The 22,458-nt window shown below is 57.5% G+C and carries 27 protein-coding genes; 17 read left to right on the forward strand and 10 right to left on the reverse strand.

Annotated features, from left to right (window positions below; all coding sequences use genetic code 11):
- Nucleotides 1-47 precede the first annotated feature (47 nt).
- A complete protein-coding gene (locus OXR04_RS06095; RefSeq protein WP_009090785.1) occupies nt 48-1,178 on the forward strand; it encodes a mechanosensitive ion channel family protein in 1,131 nt (376 codons plus the stop codon).
- Nucleotides 1,179-1,243: 65 nt separating this feature from the next.
- On the opposite strand, the gene OXR04_RS06100 is transcribed toward OXR04_RS06095, so the two are convergent.
- Genes OXR04_RS06100 through OXR04_RS06110 form a run of 3 tightly spaced genes read right to left on the reverse strand, consistent with a single transcriptional unit; the run spans nt 1,244 to nt 4,501 of the window.
- Nucleotides 1,244-2,731: an FGGY-family carbohydrate kinase gene (locus OXR04_RS06100; protein WP_046101628.1), complete on the reverse strand. Its 1,488-nt coding sequence runs from the start codon at nt 2,729-2,731 to the stop codon at nt 1,244-1,246.
- Nucleotides 2,732-2,733: 2 nt separating this feature from the next.
- Nucleotides 2,734-3,678 (reverse strand): transketolase C-terminal domain-containing protein, encoded by a 945-nt coding sequence (locus tag OXR04_RS06105; protein WP_009090787.1) that lies wholly within the window; start codon nt 3,676-3,678, stop codon nt 2,734-2,736.
- The gene (locus tag OXR04_RS06110; protein WP_009090788.1) at nt 3,671-4,501 is read right to left on the reverse strand and encodes a transketolase; all 831 of its coding nucleotides are present in this window, start codon (nt 4,499-4,501) and stop codon (nt 3,671-3,673) included. The genes OXR04_RS06105 and OXR04_RS06110 overlap by 8 nt, the downstream gene beginning before the upstream one ends.
- Nucleotides 4,502-4,899: 398 nt before the next feature.
- Between OXR04_RS06110 and OXR04_RS06115 the strand changes: the two genes are divergently transcribed.
- A complete protein-coding gene (locus OXR04_RS06115) occupies nt 4,900-5,850 on the forward strand; it encodes a sugar-binding transcriptional regulator (RefSeq protein WP_046101627.1) in 951 nt (316 codons plus the stop codon).
- A gap of 36 nt (nt 5,851-5,886) precedes the next feature.
- On the opposite strand, the gene emtA is transcribed toward OXR04_RS06115, so the two are convergent.
- On the reverse strand, nt 5,887-6,516 hold the full coding sequence (gene emtA / locus OXR04_RS06120; RefSeq protein ID WP_072215488.1) for a membrane-bound lytic murein transglycosylase EmtA: 630 nt from the start codon (nt 6,514-6,516) through the stop codon (nt 5,887-5,889).
- Nucleotides 6,517-6,682: 166 nt separating this feature from the next.
- On the opposite strand from emtA, the gene ldcA reads away from it, so the two are divergent.
- Together ldcA and OXR04_RS06130 are read left to right on the forward strand one after the other, a co-directional pair.
- Nucleotides 6,683-7,606, forward strand: coding sequence for a muramoyltetrapeptide carboxypeptidase (ldcA, locus tag OXR04_RS06125; protein WP_140028679.1), 924 nt, complete (start codon nt 6,683-6,685; stop codon nt 7,604-7,606).
- Nucleotides 7,607-7,628: 22 nt separating this feature from the next.
- Nucleotides 7,629-8,291, forward strand: a complete 663-nt coding sequence (locus OXR04_RS06130) for an MBL fold metallo-hydrolase (protein WP_058957480.1) — start codon at nt 7,629-7,631, stop codon at nt 8,289-8,291.
- Here the strand turns inward: OXR04_RS06130 and OXR04_RS06135 are convergent, their stop codons facing one another.
- The 3 genes from OXR04_RS06135 to OXR04_RS06145 form a co-directional block, all read right to left on the reverse strand.
- Nucleotides 8,292-8,705, reverse strand: a complete 414-nt coding sequence (locus OXR04_RS06135) for a GNAT family N-acetyltransferase (protein ID WP_267369467.1) — start codon at nt 8,703-8,705, stop codon at nt 8,292-8,294.
- A 21-nt stretch (nt 8,706-8,726) separates the two neighbouring features.
- Nucleotides 8,727-9,110: a hypothetical protein gene (locus OXR04_RS06140; protein WP_009090796.1), complete on the reverse strand. Its 384-nt coding sequence runs from the start codon at nt 9,108-9,110 to the stop codon at nt 8,727-8,729.
- A gap of 190 nt (nt 9,111-9,300) precedes the next feature.
- Nucleotides 9,301-9,480 (reverse strand): hypothetical protein, encoded by a 180-nt coding sequence (locus OXR04_RS06145; RefSeq protein ID WP_009090798.1) that lies wholly within the window; start codon nt 9,478-9,480, stop codon nt 9,301-9,303.
- Nucleotides 9,481-9,694: 214 nt separating this feature from the next.
- Here OXR04_RS06145 and OXR04_RS06150 point away from each other — a divergent pair, with 214 nt between their 5' ends.
- The 7 genes from OXR04_RS06150 to OXR04_RS06180 all read left to right on the forward strand — a co-directional run bounded on the left by OXR04_RS06150 (nt 9,695) and on the right by OXR04_RS06180 (nt 14,183).
- Complete coding sequence (locus tag OXR04_RS06150; protein ID WP_009090800.1) at nt 9,695-10,024, forward strand: hypothetical protein; 330 nt, start codon at nt 9,695-9,697, stop codon at nt 10,022-10,024.
- Between the two features lie 61 nt (nt 10,025-10,085).
- Nucleotides 10,086-10,643 (forward strand): hypothetical protein, encoded by a 558-nt coding sequence (locus tag OXR04_RS06155; protein WP_140028352.1) that lies wholly within the window; start codon nt 10,086-10,088, stop codon nt 10,641-10,643.
- A 23-nt stretch (nt 10,644-10,666) separates the two neighbouring features.
- On the forward strand, nt 10,667-11,677 hold the full coding sequence (locus OXR04_RS06160; protein ID WP_009090803.1) for a phosphatase: 1,011 nt from the start codon (nt 10,667-10,669) through the stop codon (nt 11,675-11,677).
- A 156-nt stretch (nt 11,678-11,833) separates the two neighbouring features.
- Complete coding sequence (locus tag OXR04_RS06165) at nt 11,834-12,082, forward strand: DUF883 family protein (protein ID WP_046101619.1); 249 nt, start codon at nt 11,834-11,836, stop codon at nt 12,080-12,082.
- 166 nt (nt 12,083-12,248) lie between these two features.
- Entirely contained in the window at nt 12,249-12,419 is a 171-nt protein-coding gene (locus OXR04_RS06170) for a hypothetical protein (protein ID WP_181405378.1), read from the forward strand.
- 364 nt (nt 12,420-12,783) lie between these two features.
- Complete coding sequence (locus OXR04_RS06175) at nt 12,784-13,845, forward strand: glycosyltransferase family 9 protein (RefSeq protein WP_267369472.1); 1,062 nt, start codon at nt 12,784-12,786, stop codon at nt 13,843-13,845.
- On the forward strand, nt 13,845-14,183 hold the full coding sequence (locus tag OXR04_RS06180; protein WP_267369474.1) for a DUF1493 family protein: 339 nt from the start codon (nt 13,845-13,847) through the stop codon (nt 14,181-14,183). Before OXR04_RS06175 ends, OXR04_RS06180 begins: the two co-directional genes overlap by 1 nt.
- Here OXR04_RS06180 and OXR04_RS06185 read toward each other — a convergent pair.
- The 3 genes from OXR04_RS06185 to icd all read right to left on the reverse strand — a co-directional run bounded on the left by OXR04_RS06185 (nt 14,111) and on the right by icd (nt 17,144).
- Entirely contained in the window at nt 14,111-15,187 is a 1,077-nt protein-coding gene (locus OXR04_RS06185; RefSeq protein WP_267369476.1) for a glycosyltransferase family 9 protein, read from the reverse strand. The two genes, OXR04_RS06180 and OXR04_RS06185, sit on opposite strands and share 73 nt — an antisense overlap.
- A gap of 277 nt (nt 15,188-15,464) precedes the next feature.
- Complete coding sequence (locus OXR04_RS06190; RefSeq protein WP_111207915.1) at nt 15,465-15,662, reverse strand: hypothetical protein; 198 nt, start codon at nt 15,660-15,662, stop codon at nt 15,465-15,467.
- Nucleotides 15,663-15,893: 231 nt separating this feature from the next.
- A complete protein-coding gene (gene icd / locus OXR04_RS06195; RefSeq protein ID WP_009090813.1) occupies nt 15,894-17,144 on the reverse strand; it encodes an NADP-dependent isocitrate dehydrogenase in 1,251 nt (416 codons plus the stop codon).
- Between the two features lie 104 nt (nt 17,145-17,248).
- Here icd and rluE point away from each other — a divergent pair, with 104 nt between their 5' ends.
- From rluE to phoP, 6 genes are all read left to right on the forward strand, one after another.
- Complete coding sequence (gene rluE / locus OXR04_RS06200; protein ID WP_267369479.1) at nt 17,249-17,911, forward strand: 23S rRNA pseudouridine(2457) synthase RluE; 663 nt, start codon at nt 17,249-17,251, stop codon at nt 17,909-17,911.
- Between the two features lie 44 nt (nt 17,912-17,955).
- Nucleotides 17,956-18,429, forward strand: a complete 474-nt coding sequence (locus OXR04_RS06205; RefSeq protein WP_267369480.1) for an NUDIX domain-containing protein — start codon at nt 17,956-17,958, stop codon at nt 18,427-18,429.
- A 42-nt stretch (nt 18,430-18,471) separates the two neighbouring features.
- On the forward strand, nt 18,472-19,584 hold the full coding sequence (gene mnmA, locus OXR04_RS06210) for a tRNA 2-thiouridine(34) synthase MnmA (RefSeq protein ID WP_111207917.1): 1,113 nt from the start codon (nt 18,472-18,474) through the stop codon (nt 19,582-19,584).
- A 42-nt stretch (nt 19,585-19,626) separates the two neighbouring features.
- The gene (hflD, locus tag OXR04_RS06215; RefSeq protein WP_009090821.1) at nt 19,627-20,268 is read left to right on the forward strand and encodes a high frequency lysogenization protein HflD; all 642 of its coding nucleotides are present in this window, start codon (nt 19,627-19,629) and stop codon (nt 20,266-20,268) included.
- A gap of 44 nt (nt 20,269-20,312) precedes the next feature.
- Entirely contained in the window at nt 20,313-21,683 is a 1,371-nt protein-coding gene (gene purB, locus OXR04_RS06220) for an adenylosuccinate lyase (protein ID WP_140924298.1), read from the forward strand.
- Between the two features lie 104 nt (nt 21,684-21,787).
- Complete coding sequence (gene phoP / locus OXR04_RS06225; RefSeq protein WP_009090826.1) at nt 21,788-22,456, forward strand: two-component system response regulator PhoP; 669 nt, start codon at nt 21,788-21,790, stop codon at nt 22,454-22,456.
- Nucleotides 22,457-22,458 lie beyond the last annotated feature (2 nt).

A 22,458-nucleotide genomic window follows, 5' to 3' on the forward strand; every position in this document is an offset into this window, starting at 1 on the left:
CTGCTTGATTTCTTTTAAACCGGAACCCAGCAAGGAGACCTTCCCCAATGGAAAACTGGCTCTCATCACGTCATTTTCACTCCCTCTTTTTTAACCAGACGTTCTGGCTCAACAGCGCTATCGTGGTGGTCGCCACCCTGGTGATCTACTGGGTGCTGCGCACCCTGATTCGCTTTATCTCCAACCGGATTGCCCTTTACAGCGAACACCGTCACGTTCGTGTCACTGCGATCCTGGTGGAGATCCTGCGAAGCACCAGCCAGACCCTGCTGCTGATCTTTTCGCTGCTGATCGCCCTGAAATTTGTCGATCTGCCCGCCTCATGGAGCGCCACCATCGCCCACGGCTGGTTCCTGGCGCTGATTGTGCAACTCGCCCTGTGGATCGACAGCGGCATCCGGCTGTGGCTGAAGAGCCTGATGCGCGATCCGCTGCACGTGCGTAATCCGGTGACCACGGTGATCCTCGGGATTCTGCTGCGGGTCGTGGTCTGGATCATGATGTTCCTCGCCATTCTGTCGAACATGGGTATCAATATTACCGCACTGGTCGCCAGCCTCGGGGTCGGCGGTATCGCCATTGCACTGGCCATTCAGACCGTGCTGAGCGATGTGTTTGCGTCACTGGCGATTGGTTTTGATAAGCCTTTTGAGCATGGCGATTTTATTGTCTTTGGCGACATTGCCGGTTCCATCGAGCATATCGGCCTGAAAACGACCCGGCTGCGCAGCCTGAGCGGAGAGCAAATCGTCTGCTCAAACACCATTCTGTTGCAGCAGACCATTCACAACTACAAGCGTATGCAGCAGCGCCGCATCGTCTTTAAGTTTGGCATCAGCTACGCCACCCCGTCGGAGCAGGTTCGGGAGATTAGCCCGCTGGTTAAGGCGATCATCGAGGGTGTGGAGACCACGCGTTTTGACCGCGCCCACTTCCTGGCGTTTGAGGATTCGAAGCTGACGTTTGAAGTGGTCTATTACGTGCTGGATGCGGATTACAACAAATATATGGATATTCAGCAGGAGATTAACCTGCAGCTGATGGCGGCCATGGAAGCGCGCAATATTCGCTTCGCCTTCCCGATCCGTCAGGTCGAGTTCAGCGGCGGCAATCTGCCGCCGGTGGATCTGGTTGCCGTGGAGAATGATAAGGGCGAGGTACGTCAAATGGCGCGCTGAAGTGTTGCCTGGCCTCAGGGGGTTTCAGGCCAGGCAATCCGTCACGCCGCTGCGCCGGACCGCGCTTAACGCGGCTGAAAACGGCAGCGGGCAACAGCATCGAGCCAGCCTTTGTAGTTTTCCTGCATAGCGTGCGCGCGCGCGTCACGGGGCAGGATAACGCTGCCCCCCTGCAGCGCCTGCATATCACTGCCCTGCTGCCACCATCCCAGCACTTTGCCGGCCAGCAACGCTGCGCCCAGGGCGGAGACTTCGGCGGTGGGCACCCGGTAGAGCGGGCGCTGTAACACATCGGCCTGTAGCTGCATCAGCCAGCTGTTTTCCGTGGCGCTGCCATCCACACACAGCGCCGGAAGCTGCTGACCGCTCGCCTGCTCCATCGCAAAAAAGACATCGGCGATTTGCCAGACGATCGACTCCAGCGCCACCCGCGCCAGCACCGCGGGGGTGGCGGCATCCGTCAATCCGCACACCATGCCGCGCGCCTGTAAATCCCACCAGGGCGCGCCCAGTCCTGAGAGCGCCGGGACGAAGTAGATGCCCTGATTGTCATCGCAGCCCTGCGCCAGTGCGGTCAGTTCACGTGGGTCCTGCACGCCGAGCAGCTTACCCAGCCAGGCCGCGCCTGAGCCGGTGTGGGTAATATTGCCTTCAAAGGCATAACGCAGCGTACCGTCGTGCCAGGCCACGGTAGTGCTGAGGCCATTTTCGGTCAGTAACGGCGTCGCCATAGACATCATCAGGGAGGAGCCGGTGCCGTAGGTGGCTTTTACGACTTCAGCGTCTCCGCGTCGCTGCGCCTGCAGGGCGGCATGCGAATCGCCGATGCGCGCCAGAATGGGGGTGCCCGGCGCTAAGCCGGGAATGGTGTTCACCGCCACCACACCCTGCTCACTGGCGGAGGCGATGATGCGCGGCAGCGCGGCTCGCGGCAACTGAAACAGCGTCAGCAGCTCGTCGTCCCAGTCGTTCAGGTGCAGGCTGTAGAGCTGCGTACGGGCGGCATTAGCATGATCGGTCACAAAGCATTCGCCCGCGCTGAGCTGCCAGCTGAGCCAGCAATCAACCGTGCCGATGCAGAGCTCGCCGGCTGCGGCCCGTGCCGCGCCATCGGGAATGGCAGCCAGCATCCCGGTCAGCTTCGCCGCCGGAAACATCGGATCGACGGCCAGCCCGGTCAGGCCGCTGATCCGGGGGGCTTTGCCTGCCTGGTGCAGATCGCGACAGAACGACTCAGAACGGCGATCCTGCCAGCTTACCAGCGGCGTCAGTGGCTGCCCGTCGCGCCGCTGCCAGATCAGCACCGACTCCCGCTGATTACTGATCGCGACGGCGGCGACAGGCGCGCCCCCGCATGCCGCCAGACACCGGGTGATCGCCTCCCTCACCGCCTGCCAGATTGCCATCGGGTCCTGCTCAGCCAGCCCCGGCTGGGGATGGTGCAGGGTTAAACTCTGGCTGCCACGCGCCACCACCCGCCCGGCACGATCAACCGCTATCGCCTTGGCATTGGTCGTGCCTTCATCGATTGCCAGAATCAGAGGTCCCGCCATGTTCACACTCCTGCGCAGATGCGCGCTGCACTCTTCACCACGCTGCTGGCGTCAATGCCGTGACGGGCCCGCGTGGCGGCCCGATCGCCGGCAATCGCATACTCCCCATCGGCAATGCCGAGCCGGACCAGCGGAATGCTGCAGCCGCCTTCTGCCAGCACTTCCGCGACCAGGCTGCCGACACCGCCATTGACGTTATGCTCCTCCACGGTCACAACCGCCGGATAGTGATTTAACAGGTTGCGCAGCTGTTGGGTATCACAGGGTCGAATCGATGGAACCGCGATCACGCCCGCTGAAATACCCTGCTCAGCCAGTTGCGCAGCGGCGTGAACCACCTCATGAACTGTGGATCCCATCGCCACCAGGGCGATGTCGCGGCCTTCACGTAACAGGTCGATCGCGCCGGGTCTGAAGCGGTAGGTGTCATCATGCAGCTGCGGCAGATCTTTGCCATCAAGGCGGATATAGACCGGGCCGACGTGCTCCAGGGCGTAATCAATAATCTGACGACACTCCAGCGGACAGGACGGTGCATAGATCTCGATGTTGCCAAAGCCGCGCATCACGGCGATATCGTCAATGCTGTGATGGGTGCTGGCTAACGGGCCATAACTGGCACCGGCATTCAGCCCGAACAGTTTGACGTTGGTGTTGTTGTAGCAGACGTCGACTTTTACCTGCTCATTGGCGCGTGAAACCAGAAATGGCGCGGCGTTGCAGGTCACGGCGATTTTGCCGCCCAGCGCCAGGCCTGCTGCCGTTCCCACCAGCGTCTGCTCCGCGATGCCGACGTTAATCAGCCGGTCGGGAAACGCCTTGATAAAAGGCGCGATTTTGGCGGTGGAGGTGGAGTCCGCGACCACCGGTACCAGATCGACGCCGCGATTCACCGCGTCGATAAAGGCCGTAACCATGACGTTTGCCAGGTGTTGTGCATTACTCATCTTTCAGTTCCTCCAGTGCCAGCGCGATCTCTTCGCCTTTCGGCACCCGGTGATGCCACTCCGCCTTGCTCTGAATAAAGGAGACGCCAAAACCTTTCTCGGTATGCGCCACAACCACCTGCGGCTTGCCGTTCTGCGGCAGGTTTTCAAGGGTGCTGACGACCGCCGCCATCGCATTGCCGTTACATTCGCTGACCTCCAGCCCGAAAGCGCGCCATTTTTCCGGCAGCGGGTCCGTGTTCATGATGTCCCGGGTGGCGCCCGCCAGTTGCAGTTTGTTCTTGTCATTGATGATGATCAGATTGTCGAGCCCATAGTGCGCCGCCACCAGAGCGGCCTCCCAGTTGCTCCCTTCCGCCAGTTCGCCGTCACCGGTCACGACAAAGATGCGGCGGGAACTGCGATCTTTTTTCGCCGCGAGGGCGATGCCTACCGCCACCGGCAGGCCGTGCCCCAGCGCACCGGTATTCAGCTCAACGCCCGGTGTCTTCTGGCGCACCGGGTGGCCTGGCAAAGGAGAGTCAGCGTGCTGATAGGTGGTAAGCCACTCCGTCGGAAAATAGCCCGCTTCCGCCAGTACGCAGTAGTAGCCCCCTACCGCATGCCCTTTGGACTGAATGTAGATGTCGCGATCGTTATCTTCTGTGCGATCCGGTGCGCAGTTCAGAATACGGAAGTAGAGCGCGGTCAGGATCTCGACCTGTGACAGGTCAGCACCGGTGTGCCCGCCTGCCGGACTGCCCGCGTTAAGCTGGATAATGCGGCGGCGTATCGCCCGCGCCCGGCGTTCAAGCTCATCGACTGAAAGATTGAAAGGGTTCATGTTCTACCTCTGAATTTTAAATCGACCGTGAATATATATTCACGATGGGTAAAAAAATTAACCGTTAACGTATCCGGTCCGGAATCGGCCGCCTGTCATCCTGTATAAATGCGTCGTTAAACAGCGTGTCAGATCGGTTCATCACCTGACGGCTATCTCCATCCCCCCATGATCCCTACAGCCTGACAACCGGCACGATAGGGACAAAAGGGCCTGCTCACGAATTTCAATGAATATATATTCAATGACGATTTTATATGCATAATGACTATGCGCCTCTGCTGAGGCATCGTCCAACAGGCGATCGTCAAAAAGCGAAAACGATCACAAATTCGCCTGCGTTGTGATTTTGATGATCCTGGTTAACAATACCGGGCAGACTCTGAGAGGGAAAACTGATGGCCAAACAGGATGAACAGCGACTGATGGTGAAGATCGCCACCCTTTACTATATCGAGGGGCTGAAGCAGTCGGAGATCGCGCAGTCGCTGTCCCTGTCGCAGTCCTTTGTCTCACGCATCCTTAATCGCAGCGTAAAAGAGGGCGTGGTCAAAATCAGCGTTGTGCCGCCGGCCAATGTCTATCCTGAGCTGGAAAAAGCGATTGAGCAGACCTACCACCTGCCCCAGGCGATTGTGGTTGATGTGCCGGACCAGGCTTCTCCGCTGCAGATCAAACAGGCGATTGGATCGGCGGCAGCGCACTATCTCGAAACCCGCCTGCGCAACGATGAACTGATTGGCATCTCCTCCTGGAGCGGCACCATCCGGGCGATGGTCGATGCGCTGCATCCGCTCAACATCGCCTGCAAAGGGGTTATTCAGCTGCTGGGCGGGGTTGGCGCTAACGGCAATGTGCAGGCCACCATTCTGACGCAGAATCTGGCGGCGCTGCTGAACTGCCCCGCCTGGCTGCTGCCGTCACAGTCAATCGAACATTCGGTCAGCGATCGCCAGCGGCTGTCAGCCAACGCGGAGGTAGCGGAGGTACTGGATCAGTTTGAGCAGGTCGATCTGGCGATTGTCGGTATTGGCGACCTTGAGCCGTCAGCCCTGTTGCGCAATTCAGGCAACTACTACGATGGTGAAATGCTGCAGACCCTGGCGGCACGCGGTGCCGTGGGGGATATCTGCCTGCACTACTTCGATGCCTGCGGACAGCCGGTGCTGCAGCCGGAAGAAGATCCGGTGATCGGCATGGAGCTGGCGCAGGTTAAGCAGTGCCCGCAGGTCGTGGGACTGGCTGGCGGACGCGAGAAAGCGCCGGCGATTCGTGCGGCGCTGCTGGGCGGCTACATCAAGGTGCTGATCGTTGATTATCCGACGGCGCGGCTGCTGCTCGCGCCGTAGGGAGTGCGCCCGCTGCGATGCCGGGGCGCTTTCCGGTCAGATCGTGCGATAGGCGGTGGTAACCTTCCACAGATAGCGTGGAGCCTGCGCCGCCGGATGTTTGTTCTGGACATGCTGGTAAAACTCATCCGGTGACATCGCATTGATCATCGCAATGGCACGATCGCGGTCGCGGGAGAAGGTTCGCAGCAGCGCACCGGCACCGTTGGCATAGGAGACGATGGTGGCATAACGCAGCGTCAGCGGATCGCGAATCCCTGACAGAGCGGAATCCTGCAGGATGCGGATATAGGCGGTGCCGATATCAATATTTTTAGCCGGATCGCGCAGTTCGGCATTCGATGGCTGACCGCGGCGACCCTGCGTCCGGTAGACTTCACGCCCGGCGGTCGAGGCTTTGATCTGCATCAGGCCCACCGCATTCGAACGGCTCACCACGCCAGGATTTCCCCCCGACTCGACACTGATAATGGCGCTGATAAGCTTCTCATCAACGCCATAATGACTGGCGGCATCTTCGGTAAACATTGACCATGCGCTGTTAACGCTGGAAGGCGGTGCCTGAGTGAGAGGCGTATTACGCTGTTTCACTGCGTGGTGCGGTGGCTCGCTGGCACAGCCGGTCAGGAGTAACGCTGAGAGTATAAGGTGTCGGATTTTCAGCAATTTTTCGTCTCATAGCGGTAGTGGCGAATGCTATCATACCCAGACAGCCTGAGAGCAAAATTACCGTTTATCCTAAATGCACGAAAAAGCGGCCCGTGTCGTGACTTCAGGGGTGTATTTCGTCATCATCGCCTCAGGTCAAGGGCGCTAACAGCAGGAAAGTATGATGATTTCACGTTCAGTTCGTCTTATCTCCCCCTCCGGTTACTGTCACAATCAGCCTGCGGCGCTGTGCGGCATTGCGCGACTGCGCGAGGCGGGCCATCGGGTAGAGAATGAGCAGGTCATTACCCGGCGTTTTCAGCGCTTCGCCGGGACAGACGCCGAACGGCTGGCGGATATTAACCAGCTTGCCACACTCAGCACGCTGCCCGATGTGGTGCTGGCGGTGCGCGGCGGTTATGGTGCCAGCCGGTTACTGGAATCGATCGACTATGTCGGCCTGCAGCGTCGCCTGCTGAATCAGCCGCTGGCGCTGTGCGGGCACAGTGATTTCACCGCCATTCAGCTGGCGCTGCTGGCGCAGGTCGGCTTAATCACCTTCAGCGGTCCGATGCTGGCCGGCAACTTCGGTGCCGCGACCTTATCTGAATTTACCCTGCATCACTTCTGGCAGGCTCTGACATCACCTACAGTAGACGTGGCATGGCAGAGCGAAACGCCTGATGAGGGTGAGTGGCAGGGGACGCTGTGGGGCGGTAATCTGGCGATGCTCTGCTCGCTGACTGGCACGCCGTGGATGCCACAGATTGAAAACGGCATTCTGGTTATTGAGGATGTGAATGAACATCCGTTCCGCATAGAACGTATGCTGATTCAGCTGCAGCAGAGCGGCATTCTGGCGCGCCAGCGGGCGCTTGTTACCGGCAGCTTTACCAGCACCGCACTGACAGAGTATGACAACGGGTTTGACTTCAGCACCGTCTGGCAGCGGGTGCGTGAAACCACCGGCCTGCCGGTGATCAGCGGTCTGGATTTTGGTCACGCGGCTGACACCGTGACCCTGCCCCTGGGGGCCAGCGCACGATTAGCGGTCCGTCAGGGCCAGGCCAGTTTACAGGCAAGCGGGCATCCCGTTCTGCGGGAATAAAGAACGTTTCAGGAGATCGACATTGAAGCCGTTGTATGACGATTTGTGGATCTCAACCCCGGAATTTCCGGTGGAAGATGCCGTTAATGACCTGATGATGCATGGCTTTATGCTGCGTCACCCTCGCGGTAATCTGCTGATTGGCCGCGTAGAAAATCCGCTCGATCATGAAGTGCTGGCCGATAGCGGTGGCGTGATCCGCCACTATCTGACCCACTGGCACGAGTCTGCGCCGGGGGCGGCGGTGATCCAGCAGCGCTTCAGCAGCGCACTTTACTGCCATAGCCGGTCACTGGGCCCCATCAGCCGCTTCGCGGAGCCTGATGACACCTTTTCGCAGCAGGAAACGCACTTCGGGGATTTTCATCTGCTGCCGACGCCGGGGCACACGCCGGGCAGCAGCAGTTACCTCTATACCTCGCCGCTGGGGCTGACCTATCTGTTTGTCGGGGATACGGTGACGCGGTCGCACGATAACTGGATTACCGTGCTGGTGCCGGACAGTAATCCCGCGGAGCTGAGTCAGACGCTGGAATTGTACCGTTCGCTGCGTCCCGACGTGGTGCTGATGAGCACCACGCGCGGACATCTCTCGTGGAAAAAGGTCACCCTGCAGAGCTGGCTGGCGGCGATCGATGAAGCTGAGCAGCACCCGCTCGATCTGCGTCAGCAGCCGCTGTTCTGATTACAGCGTTTTCGTCAGATAGTGGCGCTGGTGGTGGCGTGGATAGTTATCCAGGCTGAAACGCAGCGTATAGCCAAGCTTTTCATAAAACGGTCGCGCCTGAAAACTGGCGGTATCCACCTGGGCAAAGCGGCAGCCGCGATCCCGCGCCTCCTGCTCGGCGGCCTGAATCAGCGCGCTGCCCGCCCCCTGCCCGCGCAGTGCCTCACTGACACACAGCATATCAATCCGCAGCCAGTTTCCGGCCGTTGACCCGGTCAGACCCGCCAGCTTTTTGCCCTGCTCATCACGGATAAAGACGCCAATCGAGCGGATCTCATCCACATTAATAAACTTACGGTTGAAGGCGGTCAGACCCAGTCTGACCTCATCCAGATCCTGTGCGGTAACCGTGTCGGTAATTTCAGGTTTCATCGTGGCTTCCGGTGTCAGGTATCAGGTGTCAGAGCGCGCTCTGTCGTCGTAACGCTCCAGCGTCAGTGCATCCACATCGCGTTTTTCACTGCGGCTGCAGGGCAACAGTTTATCGCTACCGCGATAAACAAAGAAGGTCGCCTGGGTGCGCTGATTCACAATCAGCTGATCGCCATTGCGAAAGCGGGTAATCGCCACTTTGTCGCCCGCCTCCAGACGGGTACGCTGCTGGCCTGCGGCAATCTGGAAGTGTCCGGGAGGCCACATCAGGGTGGATAATCCATATTCGGCGCGTGAAATGGTCATGGTCGCCCGACCGGGACAGGTGAGCTGAAATTCAGTTTCGCTCCATGCGGGCGCGACGTGGCAGGCCATCAGGCCCAGAGCAATCAATGCTGCCTTCATGCTGTGTCTCCACTGAAGAGGATTTCTACAGGAATGAATAGCTTAACATATCCCTGCCCCCTGATGAGGCACGGGCGCGTCGGGAACAAGACCACGAAAAGATAGAATCGGGGTGAGAAAAAGCGGAAAGTTGAGAAAAGATAAAGTAATCCGGTCAGCATATCGGCGCCGCATGCTGACCGGATAACGGTTATTCGGCGGCAACCTCTGCGGCCACCAGCATCAGCGCCAGCCCGGCATTCTCGCTGTCATACGCCTGCATCGCTGCGCGAATACGCTCGGAGCAGGCAACGACCTGTTGCTTCTTATCGGCATCTAACTGGTCAATCGCGTGGCGAATAATCATTAGACTGGCTTCTTCTTCTTTCATCATTTATCCCTGGATTTGCCTAAGTGGTGCGCAAAGGAGCCAAGAATACCGTTTATTGATAAGCAAAGTCACCCTTTTACATTCCTGTTGCTTAACGATTAAACAAATCGCAAACAGGAAGCGCAGCGGAAACTGCTATGATTAACAGAATGATGGCCTGGCAGAAGAGACGCCACGCCACGACACGCCCAGGGATTGAAGCAGGTAGAAAATCATGATGCGACTCAGCATTTTTATCCTCATCACCATACTGACTGGATGTTCATCTGGCCCGAAAGGGGTCGACTGTCCGGGTGAGGTTTCGACAATTTATGGTCAGCCGATGGGGCAAACGCAGGGACGGATTTTTGATCTGGTCAGCGCCTTCACCGTGACCCGGGATGACGTCAGCGTGGAGAGTGGGCCGCTGCAGTCGCTGGATCGCTTTAAATATGTCCCCTCCGCCGTGACGCGGGAAGGCTACTATGCGCAGCGCCTCTCTGATAAGCAGTTCCGGCTGATCAATCCCTACCAGGATACCCAGATCACCTGGACCTGTCCGTAAGGGGTGAATCCTGCTGCCAGATGGTTTATTGTCAGGAAACGTCAAGCAGCAGGTTTCCCCGATGGAAAAGCGTCTGGATAACAACGGTTATATCGACTTCCCCTTTCCGGCCACCCGCAATGCGGATGGCTCTGTCAATCCGTGCGGCATTGATTTAACGCTGGAAACCAGCCGGCTGGAGGAGATTGCGGTCCTGAACCGCTCAGAAAACCTGCGCCGTCTGGTCGAAGAGGTCAATCTGCAGGAGGGGCTGTTTATGACGCTCGCCTGCGACTGGCAGCAGCAGGCCGATGCGGTCTGTGGCTTTATCGATGTGGCCTTTCGTCCCGATCTGCCGCAGCACGGTCACGACGAGGCACTGACGCTGGAAGCGCATTTCATCCGCTACCTGGCCGGGCAGGAGAAGCAGCATAACCTGCCTGCGGAAACGCTGGTAAATTATGCCCGCTCGGTGCTCGACTGGAGCTGGTCGCCTCTGCGCCAGCGTCAGCGCGACTATGAAAAGATCACCGTTCAGTTCTATTGTCCGCAGGCTGACGACGCCGAATGGTGTTTCGATCACCTGCGTCATTTTCTGGTGAGCGTTTATCCGGCCTGCGTCACGGCCCGCTCACGCTGATCCCCCTGGCATCCGGAGTCGCTATGCGTTCTGCTGCACTGTCTGCTGTTACCCTCTTCTGTTCGCTCTTTTTCGCCACGTCTGCCCTGGCCGATCGCTGCCAGCAAATTCGCGCCGGTCTTGATATCGGTTCCGGCACCACCAAAATCGCGGTGGCCCGCGTCAATGTCTGCCAGTCGCGCATTGAAAAAGTGCTCTATCAGGATCAGCGCGCCGTCGCCTGGAACGATGCGCTGGCACATGCTCCCGACAATCAGCTCACCCCGGCGATCGCCCGCCAGGGCGCCGCGGCGCTGCAGCAGCTTCTGGCCCATGCTCAGCGCTTTCATCCTCAGCGCATCAGCGGCGTGGCGACCGCCGTGTTTCGCAACGCCCGCAATGGCCAGGCGGTCATTGACGATCTGCAGCGGCAGACCGGGGCGCAAATCAGCCTGATCTCACAGCAGCAGGAGGCGAAGCTCGGCTTCCTCTCCGCCAGAGCCGCGCTGAACGATCCCGCGATCCGTGATGAGCAGTTGCTGGTCTGGGATATTGGCGGCGGATCGATGCAGATGACCGCCTGGCGACAGCAGGCCGGTCAGCCGGTAGCTGACATCTATCAGGGGAAGCTGGCTTCCGTGACGCTGAAAAACTTTATCCTGCGCGTGCTGAAGAACAGCCCGGATGCCCCATCACCCAACCCGATTGGCTCCTGGCGGCAATCTGTGCTGCGTTTCGTGCAGTTTTATGCCACTAACGAGGTCAGCCCGCAGATCAAACAGGATGTGGCGGGTCGCCGGGTCATCGGTATTGGTGGTGTGCACGGGTTCTCCATCCGCAATCAGTTACCGGGCAGACCCCATCACTACACCCTGGCAGCATTGCGCCAGCTCTCTCAGCAGCAGGTCTGGAAGGGTGACAGTGAACTGTCTGGCGACTATCGCGCCACGGACGTCAGCAACCTGTTGCTGGTTGAAGGCTATATGGAGGCGCTGAAAATCAACGAGGTGACCATCGTGGAGGCCAGTCTGCTCCAGGGCGTGCTGCTGCAATAGCCCTGTCTCTGCTCTGCTTCGCCTCCGGCTGAGCCGCTGACACCGCGCCATTAACAGCCGGACATAATTTTTTAGCCTCTGATTTGCCTCTGACGGAGCAGGATTCACTATCTTTGCTACGCTTTGAGTGTCTCACTTAAAACCAAGGAGCAACAGATGTCAGGAAAAATCGAAGATAAAGTAAAAGAAGCCGCTGGCGCAGTTCAGGAACAATGGGGCGCAGCAACCGGCTCTTCTGAGCATCAGGCTAAAGGCGCCGCGCGCCGTTATGCCAACCAGGCAAGCTACGCGGCACGCGATGCTGCTGACTGCATCAAGGATCAGGTTCAGTCTAATCCTGTTGCCGGTCTGGCTGTTGCAGCAGGCGTTGGTGTTATCCTCGGCTTTCTGCTGGGCCGCAAGTAATCCTGCAGAACGTCAGCAGAACGGAAGCCGGTGGCTTCCGTTTTTTTTCGCTCACAGCGACGTGCCGCTGAGAAACATCTGAAAAATAACCCTTTTCAGGCCAGATCGCGGTCAGTCACTATGATTAAGTGAGCTTCCCTTTTTCTGACAACATCAAGGTGACCTTATGAAAACGATTCCTGCCCTGCTGCTCGTTGCAGCAACGCTGACCTCTCTGGCGGGCTGCTCACACCAGAGCAGCGCGATTAAAGAAGATGGACGTCCTCATGCGCCAAGCGGTCAGGCCTCACCAGGCGGCACGCTCGGCTCCGGCCCGGTGGGTCAGCCTCAGTCCTGATTCCCGGCCCCGGCTCTGACGCCGGGGTCTGTTTTTAGTGCGCGGCATTAACCGATAGCGCGCATAAAATAATGTCACTCATTGTTATCCTGCTATTAGTTATTACTGCAATTAACATCACATACAAAATAGAATAATTTTTTAAGATTCATCCCAGTCCGTTTCAATAAACCCCTACTCTCTTTACGCAATCCTGTAAATATACCCTGAATAAACAACACAGAAATTGTGGAAACAATTTAAACAGATCCTCTACAGCGTTTAAAAAAACATTTCCGTAATGAACTTTCTCGCTGAAACTATTCTCTAATCACGCATAATGATTTTTGTTTAATATAATTGATACGTGAAAGAGAATTGAGACGTGAAGAAAAAAAAGATTTATCTGATAGACCGCCTTTTAACGCTTTATTCTCGATTTTCCGGCAGAAGACAACCGCAGGCCCTGCAGCAGCTGAACCCGGAGACCGTGGTCATCTATTCCACCACCGCGCTGGGCGATTTCCTGATGAATACGCCCGCTATCTGGAGCCTGAAAAAACGCTTTCCTGCCAGTAAATTTATTCTGGTCTCCAGCCTGAAAAATAAGGATCTCGTCAGCCGCTACCCCTGGTTCGATAAGATTTATATCTGGGATAACAAACTGGCAAATTTTCTGCCGTTATTTTTCAAACTGCGTCGCCATAAACCAGAACTGTCCGTCATATTACACGCGCATTTCCCCTACGATATTATGAGCTCGGTACTGACCGGCAGTCAGGCTATTTTACGCGACCATTACGGCAGCGAATCGCCGGTACTGAATAAATATCTCGACCACTATTCGGGTTATTTCGACGACCACACCATCAAGCGTAAGCTGAAATTAATTGAAGCACTGGGCGCAGAGACGCAGCAGACCCGGATGCATCTGCCAGCGCTGAATAGCAGTGCCACGGCAAACGCGTCGCATCGCCGCATCGGGTTTCAGCTTGGGGCATCGAAAGATATCCGCCGCTGGCCGCTGGAGTCGTTCAGTCAGCTGGCCACCGCCCTGCTTGCGCGCTGGCCCGACAGTGAAATCGTTGTGACCGGTACAGCGGCTGAGCAACCGCTTGAGCAGGCGTTTATCGCCAGCCTGCCGCCGCACTGCCGGAAAAATGTGACGCCAATGGCGGGCAAAACAAATCTCAGTGGCCTGATTACCCTGATCCGCTCGCTGGATCTGCTGGTCACCGGCGATACCGGCCCGCTGCACATCGCCGTGGCGGCGCAGACTCCGACCGTCAGCCTCTTCTCCACCGCTAATCCACGCTATACCGGCCCCTGTCAGGACAGCGATCGCCACATTATCATTCACCGTCCGGATAAGACGGCGACGCAGCATCCCATGGCGTCGATTAAGGCGGAAGAGGTTGAGCAGGCCGTGGCGCAACTGGTGGGATAATGAACCGCTTATCTACCGCCATTATTACGCTGATTGAATATCATAATCAGCCGACCCCGCTGGGCTGGTTCCGCAGAGTGGACCGGCCGGGTTTTCACCTGCAACAGCTTCCGCTGAATGAGGTGGAATTTGCGCTGCTGATGAGCGACTTTTTTCTCACGTTTAACGTCAGCGCCGACCATTATGATGAGTCCCGCTATTTTCCGGCAGCGCAACGGCGACGCTTGGCTTTCACTACCGGATTCAGAGCCGGCGCTGAACCGGCTTACCGCCCTGTCACCGTCGCGATGCTGTCTGAGGCGGCCAGCCGGGGATGCTGGCCTGACGAGGATGACTGAATCAGGGTATGGACAACGGCGTCATAGACTTCACAGCTGTTCAGCGCGTTAACATTCCGTGACGCGGGCTGCAGCACCTGATAATTCACCTGCCAGGGATGCCAGCACGCCGGGTCGCTGTCGCCGAACAGCGCCACCACCGGCAATCCCAGCGCCGCACCGATGTGCATCGCCCCGCCATCACTGCTCACGAGCCCCTGACATAACGACATCGCCGCGATCAGTTGCGGCAGGCTGGTTGTTGACACCGCTCTGATTGGCAGGTGCGGACAGAGCGCCATGATGTCTGCGGCTTTTTCATCATCACCCGGATGACGCGGATTATCGCGACTGCCGGGTGACCACAGCAGCATGATCTGGCAGGGGTGGTGAGCGGCAATCTTCTCAGCCAGTCCGGCAAAACGTGTCGCTTCCCACTGCTGGCTCGGCTTACGGGCGCTGATTTGCAGCGCATACACCGGGAGGTCTCCATCAATCGCGTAAGTGTCGCGCAGGCTGGCGGCAAGAGCGGCGTCAGGCCGCAGCGTCAGTCTGCCCGGTCTGTTTTCACGGAGATTGAAGGGGCGTCCCAGGCTGAACAGCGTTTCGCTGATATGGCACGGCGACGGGTCGGGCGGTGGCAGCAGGTCGGTAATCAGAGGATGGGATTGCTCTCCCAGGGCGATAACTCTTGCCGGACGGAGGCTCTTTACCCATTTCAGGCCATGCTGATCCCAGCGGCTTTTCGCCAGTATCACCACCTCATAGCGTTGCTTTTTCAGGGTCAGCATCAGCTTCAGTCGCTGCAACAGGCAGGTCACTCTTCCCTGCCCTGACTCCCGATGATGCAGTTTGGTGTAAAAGAAGAGCTGCCGGATGTCGGGGTTATGCGCCAGCACAGGGGCGGCGTAGTTGTTCGTCAGTACATCGACCTGATACTGTCCCGACTGCGCCAGCGCACTGATGAGCGGCGTGGTCAGTAACGTGTCGCCAATATTATCCCTGCAAATAATTAAAACCCGCATGTCTGACATCCTCTGCGCACAGTCTGTGCTGGCTGGCTAAAAATAAGACGTCCCCGTTAACGCTCGCGGAATGCTAACGTAACGGTACAGTCAGCTGATTAGTCAGCGAAGTGTCAGATTGGTTCAACAGTTGCCATGTTGTTAAAATATGAGGCCGGGCAGAGCAGACGAATACGCTTAACGGGTTTGGGCAGTTAGCCGGTTTCCGGGCAGGGAGAGCGTCAGGATCATTCGGCCCGGCACAGAGTATGCCGGGCACGCAGTTTTCAGGACGGGATTAATGGAGCCTGTCGTCTAACAGCTCAAGGGCGACCCGATAAATCAGCCCAGGCTGGGCATCGGGTAACATCCGCTTGATTTTCTCCTCCAGGGCGCGGTTCGTGACGGCCTGATTATCCGCCAGTAATTCCAGCACAGCCTGACCGAACATCAGGCGACAGATATAAATCGCGTCTTTGGTATATTTTGCGTCCATAAATCCTCCTTATGAATGAGTGTTTACAGTAACGGGATTCAGACGCTGAAGAATGGCCGATGCAGGGGCGCTGCCTTTTTTTGCAGTGGCATCAGACAATCGGATTTACAGAAATATTAAAACGCGATGATGTCACTGAAGGGTCAGGTGAGACGGAGAAAGAGAAAAGCGTGGAACGCGGGCACAAAAAAGCCGGCACAGAGCATGACCCTGTGCCGGCCGCATCAGACATTACATATTTTCGATGATTGCGTCACCAAACTCTGAACATTTCAGCAGTTTAGCGCCATCCATCAGGCGTTCGAAATCGTAAGTCACGGTCTTGTTGGCGATAGCGCCTTCAACACCTTTAACAATCAGGTCAGCCGCTTCGAACCACTCCAGGTGGCGCAGCATCATCTCTGCCGACAGGATCACGGAACCCGGGTTCACTTTATCCTGGCCTGCATACTTCGGCGCAGTGCCGTGCGTGGCTTCAAACAGCGCACACTCGTCACCGATGTTGGCGCCAGGTGCGATACCGATACCACCGACCTGAGCCGCCAGGGCGTCAGAAATGTAGTCACCGTTCAGGTTCATACAGGCGATAACGTCATATTCAGCCGGACGCAGCAGGATCTGCTGCAGGAACGCATCCGCGATCACATCTTTAACGATGATCTCTTTGCCGGTGTTCGGGTTTTTGAACTTCATCCACGGGCCGCCGTCGATCAGCTCGCCGCCGAACTCTTCTTTCACTAACTGGTATCCCCAGTCTTTGAAAGAGCCTTCGGTGAACTTCATGATGTTGCCTTTGTGAACCAGAGTCAGTGAATCACGATCGTTGGTGATGGTGTATTCCACTGCCGCACGCACCAGACGCTTGGTTCCCTCTTCGGAGCATGGCTTAACGCCGATACCGCACTGCTCAGGGAAGCGGATTTTCTTCACGCCCATCTCTTCGCGCAGGAACTTGATCACTTTGTCCGCTTCGGCAGAGCCCGCTTTCCACTCGATACCCGCATAGATATCTTCGGAGTTTTCACGGAAGATCACCATGTCGGTCTCTTCAGGACGTTTAACCGGGCTTGGCGTGCCTTTGTAGTAACGAACCGGACGCAGGCAGACGTAGAGGTCAAGCTCCTGACGCAGGGCCACGTTCAGTGAACGAATACCGCCGCCGACCGGGGTGGTCAGTGGACCTTTGATCGCAACGCGATATTCTTTGATTAAATCGAGGGTTTCCTGAGGCAGCCAGACGTCCTGGCCGTAGAGTTCGACTGATTTCTCACCGGTGTAAATCTCCATCCAGGAGATTTTACGCTCGCCGTTGTAGGCTTTCTTCACCGCCGCGTCGACCACTTTCAGCATGACCGGGGAAACATCAACACCGATACCGTCACCCTCGATGTAAGGAATGATCGGATTGTTTGGCACTGTCAGCTTGCCCTGATTCAGGGTGATTTTTTGACCTTCCGCCGGAACAACTACTTTGCTTTCCATTAACCTCTCCTGGGCGTTTGTTAATGATTTGTAAGATGCGCGTCAATACTACTTGAATATTTACGCCACGCCAATCACCGCAATTTCACGTTATAATGCGCCGAATGTTTCTGACTGCAAAGCCCATGCGAAAAACTTCTCAACGAATTCACCAGGATAAACGATTCAGCCGTCCGGCGCGTGATGCGCGACGTACGCCTGCCCGCCCTGCGGCCCCGCGCCGTGTGATTCTCTTTAACAAACCCTTCGACGTTCTGCCGCAGTTTACGGATGAAGCGGGCCGCCGCACCCTGAAGGATTTTGTTACTGTTGCCGGGGTCTATGCCGCAGGCCGCCTTGATCGTGACAGTGAAGGCCTGATGGTGCTGACCAACGACGGCGCCCTGCAGGCCGCGCTGACTCAGCCCGGCAAACGCACCGGCAAAATCTACTACGTGCAGGTTGAAGGCGCGCCACAGGAGGCGGATCTGCAGCCGCTGCGGGATGGGGCTAATCTGAAAGATGGCCCGACCCTGCCCGCTGGCGTGGAAAAAGTCGATGAACCCGAATGGCTCTGGCCACGCCAGCCGCCGATCCGCGAGCGTAAAAACATTCCGACGCAGTGGCTGAAGGTCACGCTGTATGAGGGGCGTAATCGTCAGGTTCGCCGCATGACCGCCCACATCGGCTTTCCTACCCTGCGCCTGATTCGCTATGCCATGGGTCACTACAGCCTCGACGATCTGGCCCCCGGAGCGTGGCGCGAGATCAGCACAGACCCTGTCTGACAACCGAACTTTCATAACCTCAGGTTAACAATTGCGGAGAAGGGATGTTTAAACCTCATGTTACGGTCGCCTGTCTGGTTCAGGCGGAAGGTGAGCTGCTGGTGGTGGAAGAGACCATCAACGGACGCGCTACCTGGAACCAGCCAGCCGGCCATCTGGAAGCGGATGAAACGCTGCATGAAGCCGCGGCGCGTGAACTCTATGAAGAGACCGGCATCGTGGCGCAGATGGACTATTTCATTGCGATTAACCAGTGGATAGCCCCCGACACCACGCCTTTTGTGCGTTTTCTGTTTGGGATCGATCTGCCGGAAAAAGTGGTGACGGAGCCACAGGACAGCGACATCGACTGCTGCTGGTGGCTGCCGCCAGCGCAGATTCTCACGGCATCTAACCTGCGTTCGCCGCTGGTGGCGGAGAGCGTCCGCCTGTGGCAACAGGGCACGCGCTACCCGCTTCATCTGATCAGCCCGTTCCGGTGGCCGTTTCACGAGGGTGCGCGTCTGCCTTCTGCATGATAGAATGCGCCGCCTGTTTTTTTATCGTAATGCGAGCGTGTCATGTCTGACAACAGCCAGAAAAAAGTGATCGTCGGTATGTCCGGCGGCGTCGATTCTTCCGTTTCCGCCTGGTTACTGCAGCAGCAGGGTTACCAGGTTGAAGGCCTGTTCATGAAGAACTGGGAGGAGGACGATGGCGAGGAGTATTGTACCGCCGCGGACGATCTGGCGGATGCGCAAGCGGTGTGCGACAAGCTGGGTATGAAGCTGCACAAGGTTAACTTTGCCGCGGAATACTGGGATAACGTCTTCGAGCATTTCCTCGAAGAGTACAAAGCGGGCCGCACCCCTAACCCCGATATTCTCTGTAACAAAGAGATCAAATTCAAAGCGTTCCTGGAGTTCGCGGCTGAGGATCTCGGCGCTGACTTCATCGCTACCGGTCACTATGTGCGCCGTCAGGATGTCGCTGGCCAGAGCCAGCTGCTGCGCGGCCTGGATGGCAACAAAGATCAGAGCTACTTCCTCTACACCCTGAGCCACCAGCAGATTGCGCAGAGCCTGTTCCCGGTCGGCGAGCTGGAAAAGCCGGAAGTGCGCCGCATCGCTGAAGAGCTGGACCTGATTACCGCGAAGAAGAAAGATTCGACCGGCATCTGCTTTATCGGCGAGCGTAAATTCCGCGACTTCCTGGCACGCTATCTGCCGGCCCAGCCAGGCGAGATTGAAACCACTGACGGCCAGATCGTCGGTGAGCACCAGGGGCTGATGTACCATACCCTGGGACAGCGCAAAGGCCTGGGTATCGGTGGCCTGAAAGAGAGCAAAGATGATCCCTGGTATGTGGTCGACAAAGATGTGGCGCGGAACCGCCTGATTGTCGCTCAGGGCGGCGATCATCCGCGTCTGATGTCGGTGGGACTGATTGCGCAGCAGCTGCACTGGGTCGATCGTCAGCCGATCACCGCCCCGCTTCGCTGCACCGTAAAAACCCGTTATCGTCAGACCGATATCCCCTGTGAGATTATTCCTCACGGTGACGATCGGATTGAAGTGCGCTTCGATGAGCCGGTTGCGGCGGTGACGCCCGGCCAGTCTGCGGTCTTTTATCTTGGCGATGTCTGCCTCGGTGGCGGTATTATCGAACAGCGTCTGCCTTTCGTGACAGAGTAAGCGGGCGCAGCCCCTATTGATGACGCGTAAACAGGAGTAACCGTGGCGAAAAATTATCAGGAAATTACGCTGGCGCTGGCGGGCATCTGTCAGTCCGCGCATCTGGTGCAGCAGCTGGCTCAGCAGGGTCACTGCCAGCCAGAGGCGCTGACCGTTTCGCTGCGCAGCGTGCTGGATCTCAATCCTGACTCCACGCTGGCCGTGTTTGGCAACAATGAAGCCAACCTGCGTCTCGGACTGGAAACCCTGATGGCGGTGCTGAACAGCAGCAGTCGCCAGGGTGCCGGTGCCGAACTGACCCGTTACACCCTGAGCATGATGGTGCTGGAACGTAAACTCAGCGCCAGCAAGTCTGCCATGGCGACCCTGGCCCAGCGCATCAGTCAGCTGGATCGCCAGCTGGCGCATTATGAGCTGGAATCCGATACCATTCTCAGCGCCATGGCGGGCATCTATGTCGATGTCATCAGCCCGCTTGGCCCGCGGATTCAGGTGACCGGTTCCCCTGCCGTGCTGCAGAACAGCCAGGTTCAGAGTAAAGTGCGCGCTACCCTGCTGGCCGGTATCCGCGCGGCGGTGCTCTGGCAGCAGGTCGGTGGTGGCCGACTGCAACTGATGTTCTCGCGTCAGCGTTTGCTGCGTGAAGCGAAAACCCTCTTATCCCGGCTGCCACTGACCTACTAAGTCGGTGTGGCCAAACACTGCTAAATGATTCAGGAGTTGCACTGATGGAATTATCCTCTCTGACCGCCGTCTCACCTGTCGATGGTCGTTACGGCGACAAAGTCAGCCCGCTGCGTGCGATTTTCAGCGAATTTGGTCTGCTGAAATTCCGCGTTGAGGTTGAAGTTCGCTGGTTACAAAAACTGGCCGCGACCGCAGAGATCAAGGAAGTTCCTGCATTTGACGCTGACGCAAACGCTTTCCTTGATGCGATTGTCGCCGGTTTTTCCGAAGAAGATGCCGCGCGCATCAAAACCATCGAACGCACCACCAACCACGATGTGAAAGCGGTCGAATACTTCCTGAAAGAAAAAGTCGCCGACACGCCTGCGCTGCACGCCGTCTCAGAATTTATCCACTTCGCCTGCACCTCGGAAGATATCAACAACCTGTCGCACGCGCTGATGCTGGAAACAGCCCGCCGTGACGTGCTGCTGCCTTACTGGGCGCAGCTGATTGGCGCGGTGAAGGGTCTGGCCAGCGAATACCGTGATATTCCGCTGCTCTCCCGCACCCACGGACAGCCGGCAACGCCGTCAACCATGGGTAAAGAGATGGCAAACGTGGCGTACCGCCTTGAGCGTCAGTTACGTCAGCTGAAGCAGATCGAAGTGCTGGGCAAAATCAACGGCGCAGTGGGCAACTACAACGCCCACATTGCTGCCTACCCGGAAGTGGACTGGCACGCGCTGAGCGAGGATTTTGTCACCTCGCTGGGGATCACCTGGAACCCCTACACCACGCAGATCGAGCCGCACGACTATATCGCCGAGATGTTCGACTGCATCGCCCGCTTTAACACCATCCTGATCGACTTTGATCGCGATATCTGGGGCTACGTGGCGCTGAACCATTTTAAACAGAAAACCATTGCGGGCGAGATTGGCTCGTCAACGATGCCGCATAAGGTCAACCCGATCGACTTCGAAAACTCCGAAGGCAACCTGGGTCTGGCGAATGCAGTCATGCAGCATCTGGCCAGCAAACTGCCGGTGTCGCGCTGGCAGCGTGACCTGACCGACTCTACCGTGCTGCGTAACCTTGGCGTCGGCGTCGGTTATGCGCTGATCGCCTATCAGGCGACGCTGAAAGGCATCTCAAAACTGGAAGTGAACCGCGAACGTCTGCTGGACGAACTGGATCACAACTGGGAAGTGCTGGCGGAGCCGATCCAGACGGTGATGCGCCGTTACGGCATCGAGAAGCCTTATGAGAAGCTGAAAGAGCTGACGCGCGGCAAACGTGTGGATGCCGCCGGTATGCAGGCCTTTATCGACAGCCTGGCGCTGCCGGAAGAGGAAAAAGTGCGTCTGAAGCAGATGACGCCAGCAAACTATATCGGTCGCGCTGTCCGGATGGTTGACGATCTGAAATAATGCCCGCCGCAGACCGGCTCACTCCGGTCTGCGTTAACATCCTGTTTAATACATTTCGCGTATACTTTCTGCAGGTTGACTCAAACAGAGTGTAAGGACTTTCTATGCGTGTTCTGGTTGTTGAAGACAATGCCCTGCTGCGCCATCATCTCGCCGTCCAGTTACGTGACATGGGCCATCAGGTCGATGCCGCCGAAGACGCCAAAGAAGCCGACTATTTTCTTCGGGAACATCTGCCCGATATCGCGCTGGTGGACCTCGGCCTGCCGGATGAAGATGGCATGTCGCTGATCCGTCGCTGGCGCGGCGACGCCGTGCGCCAGCCCATTCTGGTGCTGACAGCCCGTGAAGGGTGGCAGGCCAAAGTCGAAGCGCTGGAAGCCGGTGCCGACGACTACGTGACCAAACCGTTTCATATCGAAGAGGTGGCCGCCCGGCTGCAGGCGCTGATGCGTCGCAACAGCGGTCACGCCTCGCAGATTATCGATATGGCCCCCTTTCAGGTCGATCTCTCCCGCCGGGAACTCACCGTCAATGAACAGCCGGTGAAGCTCACCGCCTTTGAGTACACCATCGTCGAGACGCTGATTCGTAACGCGGGCAAAGTGGTCAGCAAAGATTCGCTGATGCTCCAGCTCTACCCGGATGCGGAACTGCGTGAAAGCCACACCATCGACGTACTGATGGGCCGCCTGCGCAAAAAGATTTTAGCGCTGCACCCCACTGACGTGATCGCCACCGTGCGTGGCCAGGGTTACCGCTTTGATCTCTGACC

Origin of the sequence: Pantoea sp. GM_Pan_3 (genome assembly GCF_026541045.1) — a bacterium.
Classification (GTDB): Bacteria; Pseudomonadota; Gammaproteobacteria; order Enterobacterales; family Enterobacteriaceae; genus Pantoea; species Pantoea anthophila.